The sequence below is a fragment of the Paenibacillus sp. JJ-223 genome, assembly GCF_927798175.1.
GTDB classification, from domain to species: Bacteria; Bacillota; Bacilli; order Paenibacillales; family Paenibacillaceae; genus Paenibacillus; species Paenibacillus hubeiensis.
Genome location: NZ_CAKMMP010000001.1, coordinates 672,482 through 685,885, shown reverse-complemented (window position 1 = coordinate 685,885; position 13,404 = coordinate 672,482). Strand labels below are relative to the sequence as shown.

At 45.2% G+C, this 13,404-nt stretch carries 12 protein-coding genes and 1 pseudogene; 2 read left to right on the top strand and 11 right to left on the bottom strand.

Annotated features, from left to right (window positions below; all coding sequences use genetic code 11):
* Positions 1–61 precede the first annotated feature (61 nt).
* From L6H98_RS02870 to L6H98_RS02845, 6 genes are all read right to left on the bottom strand, one after another.
* Positions 62–934, bottom strand: a complete 873-nt coding sequence (locus tag L6H98_RS02870; protein ID WP_236412712.1) for a Gfo/Idh/MocA family oxidoreductase — start codon at positions 932–934, stop codon at positions 62–64.
* Positions 931–2,028 carry a dihydrodipicolinate synthase family protein gene (locus tag L6H98_RS02865; RefSeq protein WP_236412711.1) on the bottom strand — a complete coding sequence of 366 codons (1,098 nt, stop codon included), beginning with the start codon at positions 2,026–2,028 and terminating at the stop codon, positions 931–933. The genes L6H98_RS02870 and L6H98_RS02865 overlap by 4 nt, the downstream gene beginning before the upstream one ends.
* Positions 2,028–3,044, bottom strand: coding sequence for an NAD(P)-dependent oxidoreductase (locus L6H98_RS02860; protein ID WP_236412710.1), 1,017 nt, complete (start codon positions 3,042–3,044; stop codon positions 2,028–2,030). The genes L6H98_RS02865 and L6H98_RS02860 overlap by 1 nt, the downstream gene beginning before the upstream one ends.
* A gap of 175 nt (positions 3,045–3,219) precedes the next feature.
* Positions 3,220–4,593: an extracellular solute-binding protein gene (locus L6H98_RS02855; protein ID WP_236412709.1), complete on the bottom strand. Its 1,374-nt coding sequence runs from the start codon at positions 4,591–4,593 to the stop codon at positions 3,220–3,222.
* Between the two features lie 679 nt (positions 4,594–5,272).
* Positions 5,273–5,800, bottom strand: a complete 528-nt coding sequence (locus L6H98_RS02850; RefSeq protein WP_236412708.1) for a GNAT family N-acetyltransferase — start codon at positions 5,798–5,800, stop codon at positions 5,273–5,275.
* Between the two features lie 441 nt (positions 5,801–6,241).
* A complete protein-coding gene (locus L6H98_RS02845; protein ID WP_236412706.1) occupies positions 6,242–7,027 on the bottom strand; it encodes a glucose-1-dehydrogenase in 786 nt (261 codons plus the stop codon).
* A 310-nt stretch (positions 7,028–7,337) separates the two neighbouring features.
* On the opposite strand from L6H98_RS02845, the gene L6H98_RS02840 reads away from it, so the two are divergent.
* Positions 7,338–7,877: a hypothetical protein gene (locus tag L6H98_RS02840; protein ID WP_236412704.1), complete on the top strand. Its 540-nt coding sequence runs from the start codon at positions 7,338–7,340 to the stop codon at positions 7,875–7,877.
* 92 nt (positions 7,878–7,969) lie between these two features.
* On the opposite strand, the gene L6H98_RS02835 is transcribed toward L6H98_RS02840, so the two are convergent.
* From L6H98_RS02835 to L6H98_RS02825, 3 genes are all read right to left on the bottom strand, one after another.
* On the bottom strand, positions 7,970–8,956 hold the full coding sequence (locus L6H98_RS02835; protein WP_236412702.1) for a BtrH N-terminal domain-containing protein: 987 nt from the start codon (positions 8,954–8,956) through the stop codon (positions 7,970–7,972).
* The gene (locus tag L6H98_RS02830) at positions 8,949–9,512 is read right to left on the bottom strand and encodes a PadR family transcriptional regulator (RefSeq protein WP_236412700.1); all 564 of its coding nucleotides are present in this window, start codon (positions 9,510–9,512) and stop codon (positions 8,949–8,951) included. Before L6H98_RS02830 ends, L6H98_RS02835 begins: the two co-directional genes overlap by 8 nt.
* Before the next feature lie 344 nt (positions 9,513–9,856).
* Complete coding sequence (locus tag L6H98_RS02825) at positions 9,857–10,777, bottom strand: 2-dehydropantoate 2-reductase N-terminal domain-containing protein (protein ID WP_236412698.1); 921 nt, start codon at positions 10,775–10,777, stop codon at positions 9,857–9,859.
* Between the two features lie 148 nt (positions 10,778–10,925).
* Between L6H98_RS02825 and L6H98_RS02820 the strand changes: the two genes are divergently transcribed.
* Positions 10,926–11,477, top strand: a complete 552-nt coding sequence (locus tag L6H98_RS02820) for a TetR/AcrR family transcriptional regulator (protein ID WP_236412696.1) — start codon at positions 10,926–10,928, stop codon at positions 11,475–11,477.
* 302 nt (positions 11,478–11,779) lie between these two features.
* Here the strand turns inward: L6H98_RS02820 and L6H98_RS02815 are convergent.
* Positions 11,780–12,496, bottom strand: a pseudogene (locus tag L6H98_RS02815) (MFS transporter); the annotation flags it as partial.
* Positions 12,471–13,301 carry an amidohydrolase family protein gene (locus L6H98_RS02810; RefSeq protein WP_236412695.1) on the bottom strand — a complete coding sequence of 277 codons (831 nt, stop codon included), beginning with the start codon at positions 13,299–13,301 and terminating at the stop codon, positions 12,471–12,473. The pseudogene L6H98_RS02815 and the gene L6H98_RS02810, both read right to left, overlap by 26 nt.
* Positions 13,302–13,404: the final 103 nt, after the last annotated feature.

The following is a 13,404-nucleotide window of genomic DNA, read 5'->3' as shown; positions in this document are numbered from 1 at the left end:
CCTCCTTCAGATAGGTGGATCTGATTCACTAGAGCAAGGGGGCATTCCGTATAAGGCTTGATCACATTTCCATGAGGACGGTGCGTTTTTGTAGACGGCTTTGCTCTGCGCACTCCAAAAATCGGATGACTTCCAGCGTTTCAGAGGGATGCACCGTGCACACGCCGTTTTTGAACCAATTCATGACAGACTTTAAAAGCTCTTTGTAGCTCGGTTCAAGCGGGACATGCCGGGTAGCGTTTCTGGTGTGCAGGCTTATTCCAAAAGTCTCTGGGCCACTTCGGATTCCGCGGATCGTTCCCATTCTCCCCTCTTTCCAGGTTCCAGTAATGAGATCGCCGTGATCTGTGGAAAAGGCGGTCACTTCCGTGCACCCTGGGCCCATGATTCGATACAACAGTTCTGCCGTATGGATGCCATACCAAAAATAATGCCCCTGCGTCGATTCGATGTGCATCGGGCCATACACGTCCGCACCCAAGATGTCTTCACTTGTGCATTCAGGCAGGGCTTCGGCATAACGTAAGCTTGAAGCACTCATTAAAGGGATTTGAAACTCTTCTGCGATTCTGATGATTTCACTAGCGTCTGCTGTAGACAAAGCAAAAGGTTTATCGATAAATACGGGCTTCCGGTAAGGGCAGATCACCTTGAACTGATTCAGATGTATCCTTCCGTCGGCACTCAAGATAAGGATGGCATCGGTGCTTTCTGCAACCTGCTGCATCGTGGGCATCAATCTCACTCCATATTCTTTCGTCATCCGGCCGGCAAACGTGTGTACACGGCTGATGCTGAGCGGAAAATCCGGAGATCCGCCCGCATATGCGGCAGTCACGGTCACATCTGAAAAAAGAGTCTCCCGGCTTTCGTGAAGAATACGGGTGAATGCCAGGGCATGCGAGCTGTCAAGCCCGATGATTCCAATATTCATGACTGGGAAGGAGAAGCAAGCCTAAGCCACTCATCCAGATGCTGCTTCACAAAATCGTCATCATGGAGGTGAGGATACTGGCGGTATACACGATCGATTTCCTCTTTTTGCCCTTGGGATAAGGTCTCCTGCGGATTCAAGCACCAAATCCCCCTCATGAGACCCTGCCTTCGAAGAACCTCGTGTATCCCCGGTATACAGCCGGCAAACTGATGGGCGGGATCAAAAAAAGCGGCATTGGCATCTGTAATCTCCACGCTGCGCGTGAGCCAATCCGGTGACAACGGCGATCCCTCTTGCTTGCGGAGGCGTTTCACTTCTTCCAGCAGCTGGACCGCTTTATGTGTCCAGACAGCGAAGTGACCCAGCAGCCCACCAACGATTTCTTTCTCCACGGTGCCTTCTTCCGTTTCGAACCGGAAGGTTGTGAGCAGATCGATCAGGATGTTGTCATCGTTGCCTGTGTACAGTGCAATTTCATCCCGCCGGCTTGAACAGCAAACCGCTCGGACAACATCGATGGTTTGATATCGGTTGAAAGGAGCTATTTTAATGGCGATGACCTGATCGATTTCGGCAAAAGCCTGCCAAAAACCGAAGCTCAGCATACGGCCCCCGACGGAAGGTTGAAGATAAAATCCGATGACCGGCATGATTTCGGCTATCCTTTCCGTATGCCGAAGCAGGTCTTTCTCGCTCCATCCATCAAGTCCACCCATACTCAGCAGCACCGCATCATATCCGAGGTCTTTACTAATCCGTGCTTCTTCCGTCGCCTGTTCCATATCTCCGCAAACGCCTGCCACTTTGATGAAGGGCCGCCGCAGGCGGGCTTGCTCCGTTTCCTCCGCGGCCAAGCGGAGCACCCGTTCATAGAGGTTAACCTTGGGATCCCGAATCTCGAATTGGGTCGAATGCACACCAACCGCAATTCCGCCGGCTCCTGAAGCGATGTAGTATTTGGTCAGCACCCTCTGATAGACTTCATCCAGCTCTCTGCGTTCATTCAAGGCAAGCGGATGAGCAGGGATGACCAGGCCTTCATGGAATGCGGCTGCCTGCTCCGGCGTAAGTGATGCTTGTTTTTGGTGCATCAGAACCTCCCCTTCCTTTCCGAAAAATGGGTTGGTTTGTTCCACGTATGTCCGCCGGATGCAACCCACTCTGCAATGAGATCAATCATTTCCAGCAAGCCTACTCTCGGATAACCGAATTCGCGAAACGCCTTAGCTGCATTGCTGAGCAGAGCCGTTTCGGATTCGCTTCCCTCAAACGATGCAGCAAGACCGAACCTTTGGGCAAACTGCTGCGCTGCCCAGCGAACTGACATGGTTTCAGGTCCGGTCACATTCAAAATTTCGGGAGGGCTTTGGCACTTGAGCAGACTCCTTAATGCAATCTCATTGGCATCTCCCTGCCAGATCACGTTGGCATGCCCCATCGCAAGCGGCACCGATTTGCCTTCGTGGACTTTTCTGGCAATTTCAAGCAGCACCCCATAGCGCAAATCAATGGCATAGTTCAAGCGGTACAGCAGCATCGGCGTGCCATACTTGTGAGAGAAGTATTCAAATATCCGCTCTCTGCCCAGTGTGGATTGTGCATATTCACCGAGAGGCTCAGGGGTTACCGATTCATCGACTCCTCCGAGACCTACCGGGGAAAAGGGATACACGTTACCGGAAGAAAAAACGACGATACGCGAATCTTTATACTTTGTTGCCACTCTTCCGGGCAAGTAAGCATTCATTGCCCATGTATAATGCTCCCTGCCCGTTGTGCCAAACTTGTTGCCTGCCATGTATATGACGTTATCCGCTGAAGGCAGCTGCATGAGCTCTTGATCGTCTAAAAGATCGCAGGAAATCGTCTTTACTCCAGCGCTTTCAAGATCGTTCTTCACCTCCTGATCCTGAAATCGGGATACAGCAGTCACCTTCTTGTTCATTCCTCCCGCCTTGATGGCTTGAGCGGCTAATTTCGCAAGACTTGGACCCATCTTCCCGCCTGCGCCTAATATCAGAAGATCCCCGTCCACTTTATGTAAGTCGCTGATTAGCCGGTCTGATGCCTCCGAAAGCTTTGCTTCCAATTCAGCCACGGTCTTCATCCGAATAAGGTCCCCTCTCCTTGTTAAGCCCTTGTAATTGGATCATATGTGGTACTTATTTTCAATAAGAAATTAGCATATGCCATGTTGTCTGTCAACTGGTTCTTTTGTAGTTCATATAAAATCAAAAAAGCACTTGCTCATGGCAGTGCTTTTTTAGGCTTCTTTTCGTTTTTTAAAGATTGAGACTTTTTGACGGAAGCAGCACTTCAGCGAGTCCCTCTTCATCGATTAAATAAGACATGTACTGCTTCAAGCTTTCTCCGAAACGAATCTGGGTTTGCATGGAAATCGACAGATCGCGATACGTCATGTATTTCGAACTATAGTCTCGATGAAGCTCCAACCTGGACGGTTTGTTTTGAAGCTCTACTGAAACCGATTCTGTAATATATCTGCTTGCAGGTAAACTGTATGTGTACTGCCTGATATAGGTCTGTGCCTCATCTGAAGTGAGATAATTCACAAAGCAGGCTGCCGTGTCCTTTCGGCTCGATTCTGCACTGAGAGCAATGGCTGTAGAGAGAAGGAGTGTCCGATCATTCTTAAAATGTGGTAGCGGAGCGATATCAAAGGAAAAATCCGCATTCTTTAGCTCATTCAGCATGTAATATGTGGTTAACATGACGGAGATCTTCTGCTCCTTAAACAATTTCTCGGCTTCGAATTCACCCTGTGCCAAGGCAAGCGGAAATATGCCTTCCTCTGTCACAAGCTCCCTGAGCCATCGTAATCCTTCTGTGGGAAAGCCAGTTCCGTTCTGAGTTGGACGGGAATCGATCGAAGATGGATCGTCCTCATTTTGCATCCAGAAAATAGGCCATCGATTCATGGAAAATAACTGAAAAGCGATGCTGTAACGATGAGGCGCTTTGAGCTCCCTGAGCAGTGCTGCCAGTTCATCCCAGCTCCAGCTGCTGTTTGGTTCACCCAGCCTTTTCTCCCTCAGATGCTCCTTGTTGTAACATAAAATAACAGGTGAGTATACGAAAGGCTGTGCTGCCAGAACACCTGATTCCTTCTCAAAATATGGTGTAAGAAAAGGATATATCGTATCGTATCGATCCTGGTCGACAAACAAATCAAGATAATTTTTCTCTTGGAATTGGTACATATCCTGCAAGTTGATGGTTAACGCATCGATAATCCCTAGCTTGATCAGATTGGCGATATTGTCTGAATTCATATAAGGAAGCTCAATCGTTTCCACATGAATATGCGGATGTTTCTCGTGGAATCGCTTAATCAGCTCCTCCATCCCCGCTTCTTTATACAATGAGGGATAGACGCCAAAACGAATGGTTTCCTTGGAAGCAGGCTTTGTCACCTGCGTGCCCACCCTGGGAATTTTAATGATCAATCCCTCTTGTACAAGCTCATCCAGAACGTATCTCACCGAGTTTTTGCTTAGTTTGTACTGTTCTGTCAGCGCCAACTCGGAAGGCAGAAATTCTCCCGGACTGTATGCTCCGGAGTTAATTTTTTGCTTCAGATCGGCAGACATATGTCTGGTTCTGGTCTGAAAAGTATGACGATCTATTTTCGCCATTGGCCGTTCCACCTATCCTCTTCATCTTTTTATGTTCTATATAAACCGCACTAAACAATCACACAAGGCACTGCGAGTGCAGTATCATCTTCCGATCGCTGTTATCCCCCAGATTTTTTCAAATCCCTTTTTCAAAGGGAAAATCCGGTGATAAGCCTATGCTTCCGACGCAGCTTTCTTTCAGAAAGCTTTAAGACCGCTTCGCTTCTCCAGATTGGTTCTGCCTCTCCGTTAACGTGTGCATCTTTTTTGCGGTTTATATACCTATATTTCATTGTACTTCCTGATTATTATTTATTATACCAGATATGAACCAGTTGCACACGCTGTGAGTAAATTAATTCCCCTAAAATAAATACTGAAATTTTTCATGCCTCTTTGGATGTAGTGGATGTTAACACGGGGGTTCTGAACCATTTATCCCTTTTAGAATTTATCGGATTTAAAAAACCGCCACAGGATAAGTACCTTTGACGGTTTAAGAAGTGATCAAACCTGCTGAAGCAGCTTAATCTATCCGGATCGCATCATCCTTCGTGTATCCCTGCCGATCATCAGTATCAAGGCAAGACAATGATCGCGTACAGTGATAAGGGGCGACTTAAGCGTTTATTGGTTAATATTTTGCATGAACCTGTATTAAAGATGAACAGTCCTCCCTACTTGGGCTCCCGAAGATTCAGCCCTTTAGTCTCTCATTGAATCGAGCATCGTAGACATATAGATAGGTTAGGACATTATGATTTCTAGTATTTTTAAACTCTTTTTCCAATTTCATTCCGAGACGGATCGCCACCTTTTTCGAATCGAGATGACTAACCGGCATGTTGGCGCAAATTCTCTTCAGATCCAGCTTGTCCACTCCATACTTCAGAACCGCTGCAGCCCCTTCCACTCCGTAACCATGTCCCCAATATTTTGCTTGAATAATGTAACCTAGATCATTTTCTTTCTTACTGTCGATATCTGAAACCCGAAGACCGGCATCACCGATAAGCGAACCATCGCTCTTAAGGAACACGCCGAGTCGTCCAAATCCAACCGCATACATTTCCATACTTTGCCTCATCCATTGCTGACTTTGATCGAGCGTAAAAGGTGCTGGCCAAAACTTCATGGTTACCGGATCAGATAAAATGGCATGCAGCTGATCTAAATCCCCCCAGTCATACGCCCGTAAGAATAATCTTTCTGTTTCTAATAACATAGGTTACGTACCTCCAGTGGAATCAATTCCATTATAAATATGTGTATAAAATACGACTAATTATGTTAGAATCCCTGCGTTTCCATTAATTCAAATAGAAATAAAAAACGGCTAAATTAGCGACTTCCATGGGAACGTCTTCTTACCCCTCGACACCCTTCATCTAAAGGAATAATAAATCGTTTCTTTCTAATGGTCATTCATTCTCACGGATACTCTTTTTTTGGTTTGAAGCCTTGCTTTTTCCGCTCTTAATTCAATGACAAAATCAAAAAACATCATCTCCTCTTAAGAATTACGTCAGTATTAAGGCAAAAAAGACGAAGGAGCCCGCTGTGTGCAGGCTCCTCCAATTTAAGTACTGATGTAAATTTAATACGTATTTGATCATCTTGGCAACAAAATTTTAGAATGCATAGAAATATGAATTCCTACCGTATATTACCCACGTCCGCCCTGAAAGGACGGATATTTTGTCATCCCTCCATCTGCGAATAAGGTAATACCTGTGACATAACTCGATTCCGATGAAGAGAGCCATGCGGCCACCGCCGCAATTTCTTCAGGCTTACCGATGTATCCGAGCGGTACCAGATCCTCAACCGATGCTCGTAACGTGGGATTGGCAAATTTGGCTGCGTTAATGGGAGTATTGATCGCGCCCGGAGCGATGCTGTTTACGCGAATTCCCTTCGGGGCAAATTCCAGAGCCAGCGTCTCGGTCATCATCTTGACTCCACCCTTGCTCGCAGCGTAATGAAGGAAATGCGGCCATGGGATAACTTCATGCACGCTGGAAATATTAATGATGCGGCCTTTGATATTATGCTCCAGCATATAGTCCACGGCCTCCCGGGAACCGAGAAATGCCCCGGTTAAATTTACATCAATGACTCGCTTCCAGTCTGCCAAACTCAGCTTTTCTGACGGAACCTCGTTCTCTAAACCCGCATTGTTGATCATGATATCCAGAGAACCGAAATGCTCATGCGCCGCCTGAACCAACTTCTGCACGTCCGCTTCTTTGGAGACATCACCCTGTACCCCAATGGCTTGTCCACCATGTAATTTGATTTCATCAATGATGGGCTGTACGTTCTGATTATTACTGTAGTAATTAATCACAACGTTTGCTTGTTCCTGACCAAAACGTCGTGCCATAGCCTCTCCCAAGCCGGTGGCAGCACCAGTAATGACAACGGTCTGTCCTTGAAGATCCTGATACATCTGCGTACCTCCTGTATCCATGACTGATATGTTCTAAATTACATTAACCGATCCCTTCCTCCATAAACATGATTTGATCCAATCAGCGGGGGCAGAAGGGCAGATCGACCAAGATATCATGTTGTTACTAATATGTTTATTATTTAGAGCGAGTATGCAGATGCAGCAAAATCTTGAATGGAGTAATGCTATTCAAGCTTTTTTCGAAGTTTTTGGTGTATCCCCTTAGCAGACTGTCGGAAATTAAATAGTAACTTTCCCCATCATTGTGGCGTCTTTATCTACATGAATCATCTAAAGGTGGGATATCATGCTAAAATCGTTCGCATTAACAATGCTGTTAACTTCATTTATTGTCCTTACGGCGTGTGGTGATACAACCTCACCAACTGATAAATCAACGAATACGACCAATACAACTCAGAATTCAGTACCTGATACATCTAAACATTCTGAGAATGAAACGGAGTCATCAACTCATTTTAAACCTGGTATTAATATTGATTTTAACAAGGCTGAATCTTCCCTGACAGAAGACGAATCCCCTCTTCTAGATGTACTTAAATTGAACTTAAAAGGACTTGTTGAGCATGACCATCATCTGTACCGATCCGGATTCGTCACCGAGAAATTGGCTGATGCTATGGAGGGGTATTATAATGAGGATTTCCAATATAAGTTTTCAACAATTGAAAGCATTGAAAAATTTGTATCAACCTATAAACAAGTGCATGTTTTTGTTCTTGGGGAACGTTTAGATTCCAGTACAGATACGATTGAAGCAGTTAAAATGATGTACGCAATCCGGAAGAATAATGAAGGTGTGTGGTCCATCTACACAATTGATTGATTTGATTCATTAATTGATGAATTCCGCTAAACGAGCAGCGCTCTTCCAGGCCGCTGAGGGAACGAAATCCAGAAAAACAACGATATAGGTGCTCAGTCTTTTAATAGAAATCCCATGGCTATGCGTTCTTTATCTGCAATCTCGAGCAAAAGCTCGGAAACCTGATTCAACTCCTGGTAGTTTCCCGTTCTTCCCGCAAGATCGATCATAGAAGAAACGTGAACCCACATTGGAGCGATTGCAGTAAACAACAAGTATGCCTGTTCAACTTTGGGGTCACCCGACAGCTCCACGCATTCTTTTAAAAAATCCCGATACAGATTGCGAAACAAAGCGCCGCCGGTTCCCGCTCTTTCCATTAGTAAAGCAGTCAAGCATAGATCGTGCTCCACATTTTTACTGCGGGAAGGCCACTTCAGGATTTCCTTGCTCATTTTTACAATGCCTTTATTCCCCATATTGCTAATGGGCGGGTTCAAGTAGTCATGTGCATTTTGGGCTAAAGATAATCGTATAGCGGGCATAAGCGGCGGACGGGTGTCGAGCGGTTCGATCGTAAAGGAACGATTCCTGGAGCTCATGGGCCCCTTAGCGTTTCTGGCCATAGCCAAATGGTCCAAACTTGTCTTCACAAGTCCTCCCTGTTGTCTGGTATCCGCCATGTAGGCGTATTCTTCATCCATGCCGTATATTACAGCATAATGGGCGGCAAAGTGTACTTTGTTCGTGAAATAATCCAAGTAATAGGAATCTAATTTAAGCCCTACCGGAATTCCGTGTTCGATGAAGCTCTGTACGTTCTGCCACGCTTTTTTTATGGACGAAGTCTCCTGCGCTTTGATGGTGAAATTGAGCCGGAATGATATGCAAGCAGTCAATTCATCCGGCTTAACCCTTCCCCCAATAAAAGGGAAATCCATCCCCTTTGAATCCCAATAGATGAATCCCAGCCCTTGCCCAAGTCCGAATAACATCGGCTCGGATATGCGGACGCCCGCAAATTGAAGTAAATTGCCCATGGTTGTCGTCTCGCAATGTTCCCCTTCAAAAGGAATGAACTCCTCAATTATTTTAGACATGTCCCTTCGCCTCCTCCATCAATTCACTGATTATTTTCGAAACGAATACCTGCTCACTCTCGATAAGATGGATCGGATGAAGGAAAAGCACTCTTACGTGCAGCGGCAACCGAGTGGAGCCTTGCGATTCGTACTTCTGTTTTATATTTTTTAAAGCCTCTTCGAGATAATCAAGCCGCTTTCGCAAAGCTTCGATGGCTGCTTCCTTACCGATAAACGGTAAAGCGGCGAGCCCCAGATCAAACCGGTTATCGCGCTCTCGCGAAGAAGACAGGACGACGATGATTTCATCCCTAAGTGCAGTCATACCGACTTCTGTTATGTAAAATCGGATCGGTAAAGGTCCTTTGCCCGACTTCTCACCTGAAACCTCGGACTCGATGAATCCCTTATTGTTCAATTTCTTCAGTCCAGCGTAAATCGAAGTCGTGCCGATATTCGCCCACTCCCGATAGCCGCGTTGGTCGATTAACTTGTTAATATCGTATCCTGACGCTGGATTGCTTTCGGCGATAATTTGTAACAGCATAAATTCTACGTTCGAAAGCTGCTTCATGGGAACCCCCTCACATGTAATATTACATAGGTGTAATATAACACTAGTGTAATAAAAGGTCAATCAAAGCTCTTCATGACTACTCCGAGAGTGAAATTTAAAAACTGTTTTTTGAGAAACAATCAATATCACCGTTAATACCATTGCGCCGGGTGCAATCGAAATCGATTTTTTAGGCGGCGCTGTACGTGACATGCCAGCTTACACTCAACTGTTTAGATAATAATCTAATTGAAAATGACACAATGTTCTTATTCCTCTATATTTGGAGGACAAAACATAAACAGCCGATCACAATAACCGGCTGCTTTCTTCGTTTCACAATGCTAACGTTTCCCGTTAGTTTAGGCAAGGATTTCCGATTTGACATCATTTTGACTTAAAAATTTCATTAAATCATTACTCAGCTGCATAATCTCATTGTTAGCATGATTCGCATAATCCGGCAACATCATATCCCTAACCATTTTAGTTCGAAGCCATGTCATAAAGAATAGATCCAAGAATACGTTTGGACATTGAAGCACCATTTTAAGTATTGGTGGATCAATTGAAACGCCAGCTTTTTGTATTGCCCTTAGATACGCTTTTAAAGCGACTGTTATTTTGCGTGCCGTCTTTCTGGTTCTGGCTGTTTTTTTGTCAATGATCTTATTCTCAGAATACAAAGTGCCCATCATGGCAATGTCTGATACGGAATGTGTGATTAGATACGCTTGCATATCCTTTTTAATAACGTAGGGAAGCTTTGCTGTTTCAAAACATTTTGCGAGGTTTTTTATGCGTTCTGTCACTGCCCCATTCATTTCTCCAAATGCAGTTGCCACTATAATCCTTGGTAGAAATCGAGCATGCAATACTCCATCTTTAATCTGTCCGCCGAAGCCGGGAAAAGCTGGTAAAAGTCTATCTCCTACGATGTCCAGCCACGAAGAGAATCCAATTGAATTATTAGTCATCGTAACTATATTTTTGCTTTGATTATCTTTTAGCGCTAACAACGCTGATTCGGCCCGATCATAACGAACGGTAACGAAAATAAAATCGTATACATCGTCGTTTTCCAGCGTATCAATGACATTCACTTGGATCGATTTAACCGTCCCTTTTTCCTTATATTGCAGGCCATTTTCTCTTAATGATTTAAATCTATTAGAACGTGCAAACAGGGTAACGTCAAACCCTGCTTCAATGAGCTTAATTGCGTACATGCTCCCGATAACACCTGCACCAAAAATTAAAATTCGATCTTGTTTTGCTGACATTAAAACCACCCCTACTTATGAACATTTCCTTTTGATTATCAGACAACATGTTGTATGATGTGATTGTAAGACGTTATGATTTCTTGATCAACCATCAGTTTTTTATGATTTGTCGGATGATATTCTTATTCGCTAGTAGGAGGGAAACATGAATAAGCAACCCCAAATAACGGAGAAAACAAGACAAAAGTTTATAGAAGTTTTTTGTGAGTTATATACCCAAAAGCCGATTGAGAAAATTTCGGTTCAGGAAATTGCGAATAAGTCCGGATATAACCGCAGCACCTTTTATCAATACTTTACTGACATTTACGAATTGTTAGACTCTGTTGAGAATGAGTTATTGAATGACATTAAAAAAGAATTGGCGAATAAAGAGATATCGATGCATACGGTTCAAGATACGCTCTATTGTCTGGATAAAAGAGAACATCTCCTGGTTCTTAATGCCCTCTTAGGTGATTATGGAAGTGCCCGTTTTTTAAAACGCTTAAAAAAAGAAATCACTTTGGATCAATTAGAATTAAACGTTCCGCAAAACCATTCCTTAACGCCATACTTCATTGAGTTTTACCTGACAACTTCCCTTTCTTTATTTCGTCTTTGGCTCCAGCGTCAAAAGGATTTATCGTCAGAAGAATTTTTCAAGTTAGTGGAGAACCTATATTCAAAAGGGATTACGCCCTATTTTAAAGAATGAGTCTGTCCTTCAAACCAAATCCATATGTGGTATAACCATAAAAAAGCGCGCATCAGCTTGTTTACACAGATATCCCATAAAGACAGTAGCACCTGGTGATTCTGCGCCGGCGCTTTCAGAAAGAGCTAGCCGCAAGCGAACGCGAGTTCCTCCTCATAAAAACACACCACCTCCCTCTTGAGAATTAACTTCATTATTAAGGCAAAAAAAGACGAAAAGAGCCCGCTATGTGCAGGCTCCTCCATTTAAAACCATTTTCAGTTTATCCATTTAAGTGCTGATGTGAATTAATGTGGCACCACAATGGCCCCCATTACCCCGACCAATGCGAACAGAGCGACCTCCTTCTGAGTGAAATGGAACGGCGGACTTGTCAATACCAACGGAACTGTAGTCCAAAACAAACTGAATGCTCCTAATACGCAGGCATGATAAATTGCCCTCCGGCGCAATGCCGGTGTCGCGTTCAGCAGATGCAGCATGGAGTGCAGCAGCGCCGGGTAAGTTGTAACGGTCGAAGGCTTCCTTGAGGGTAGCGCCTTTGCCAATACAAGAGCCAGCGCGAAAATCAATGCCGCGGAGATGAAATATATGGCGCGCCAGCCCATATACTCCGCCACCAAGCTTGAAACGGGACGCGCGAGCATAATCCCCAGAAGCAGCCCGCTCATAACGTTGCCCACATTGCGACCACGCACGGCTTCAGGCGAGAGATGAGCCGCATACGGCACAAGGATTTGTGCTGCTACGGAACCTACTCCGATCACGAGTGAAGCGGTGAGGAACAGGATGGCGCTTTTGATTACAGCGGCTATTGCCAAAACGGCGGCTGTAAGAAGCAACGATGAAAGGATCAACTTACGATTTTCCAGGATGTCTCCAAGCGGTAAGATAAATAACAAGCCGATCCCCCGGTTTCCATCTTTGGTGAATGATATGCATGAAGCTGCTGAATTTGCTTCAAAACCCGAATCCGTGCTTAATTCAGCAGCTTCATAGCTTGTAAAACTCCTTTGCATTGGCTCCAAATAAACGCTCGATTTGAGGATTGCCCCACTCCTCGGGAATTGAGCATTTCAGGAGATCAACAACTTCCGAATAATCCGCGGCAAGCAGGCATACCGGCCAGTCGCTGCCAAACATGACCCGTTCAGGTCCAAACAGTTCTATAGCCGTTCGGATATAAGGGGTAAAATCATCCGGGCTCCAAGCCGCATGATCGCCTTCCGTTACCAGTCCGGATAATTTGCAATACATTCCGGGATATTGGGCAAATTCACTCATATACGATTTCCAGGGCTCGAATGTCTTCTGTTTAATCTGAGGTTTGGCAAGATGGTCAATGACCCCCCGCAAATTCGGGATTTCCCTGAGCAGCTCCGCCACAAAAGCCATTTGTTCTGATACGAGCAGCAAGTCCACCGGTACTTCCTCATCGGCATAGCTGCGGAGCGCTTTGACAAAGGCCGGTTCCAGAATGCGGGAGGCATCCGGCATGTCCTGGATCATAATCCGGAAGCCCTTAAATTTGGGGCTGCGCCGAAATTGATCATAATGCTGCCTGTGATCCGCATCCAAGAGATCGAGCCAGCCTACCACACCGGCAACCGATGGCGTCTGGTCGGCAATACTGAGAAGGAAACGGGTCTCCTCGATTGTGGGAGCCGCCTGGACAAGGATGCTTGCATCCAGTTCATGTTTCACCAAATATGGTTCCAAATCGGTCGGCATAAAATCGCGATACAGTTCAGGCAGCCCGGGGGTAATCCAGCCGTAGTCATTCCGATCGATCTTCCAGTAATGCTGATGAGCGTCAACACGCATCCAGCTGCACCTCCTTTGCATCATCGTTTCAAAATTCATCTTTCGGTTTCTTGAACATTGTATACGAAGCGATTCTGAATCGTTTAAACCGTGCAGAACGAGC

Coding starts and splice junctions, on each gene's coding strand:
- L6H98_RS02870 (WP_236412712.1), bottom strand. CDS start 934: ATGAATATTGGAATCATCGGGCTTGACAGCTCGCATGCCCTGGCATTC.
- L6H98_RS02865 (WP_236412711.1), bottom strand. CDS start 2,028: ATGCACCAAAAACAAGCATCACTTACGCCGGAGCAGGCAGCCGCATTC.
- L6H98_RS02860 (WP_236412710.1), bottom strand. CDS start 3,044: ATGAAGACCGTGGCTGAATTGGAAGCAAAGCTTTCGGAGGCATCAGAC.
- L6H98_RS02855 (WP_236412709.1), bottom strand. CDS start 4,593: ATGGCGAAAATAGATCGTCATACTTTTCAGACCAGAACCAGACATATG.
- L6H98_RS02850 (WP_236412708.1), bottom strand. CDS start 5,800: ATGTTATTAGAAACAGAAAGATTATTCTTACGGGCGTATGACTGGGGG.
- L6H98_RS02845 (WP_236412706.1), bottom strand. CDS start 7,027: ATGTATCAGGATCTTCAAGGACAGACCGTTGTCATTACTGGTGCTGCC.
- L6H98_RS02840 (WP_236412704.1), top strand. CDS start 7,338: ATGCTAAAATCGTTCGCATTAACAATGCTGTTAACTTCATTTATTGTC.
- L6H98_RS02835 (WP_236412702.1), bottom strand. CDS start 8,956: ATGTCTAAAATAATTGAGGAGTTCATTCCTTTTGAAGGGGAACATTGC.
- L6H98_RS02830 (WP_236412700.1), bottom strand. CDS start 9,512: ATGAAGCAGCTTTCGAACGTAGAATTTATGCTGTTACAAATTATCGCC.
- L6H98_RS02825 (WP_236412698.1), bottom strand. CDS start 10,777: ATGTCAGCAAAACAAGATCGAATTTTAATTTTTGGTGCAGGTGTTATC.
- L6H98_RS02820 (WP_236412696.1), top strand. CDS start 10,926: ATGAATAAGCAACCCCAAATAACGGAGAAAACAAGACAAAAGTTTATA.
- L6H98_RS02810 (WP_236412695.1), bottom strand. CDS start 13,301: ATGCGTGTTGACGCTCATCAGCATTACTGGAAGATCGATCGGAATGAC.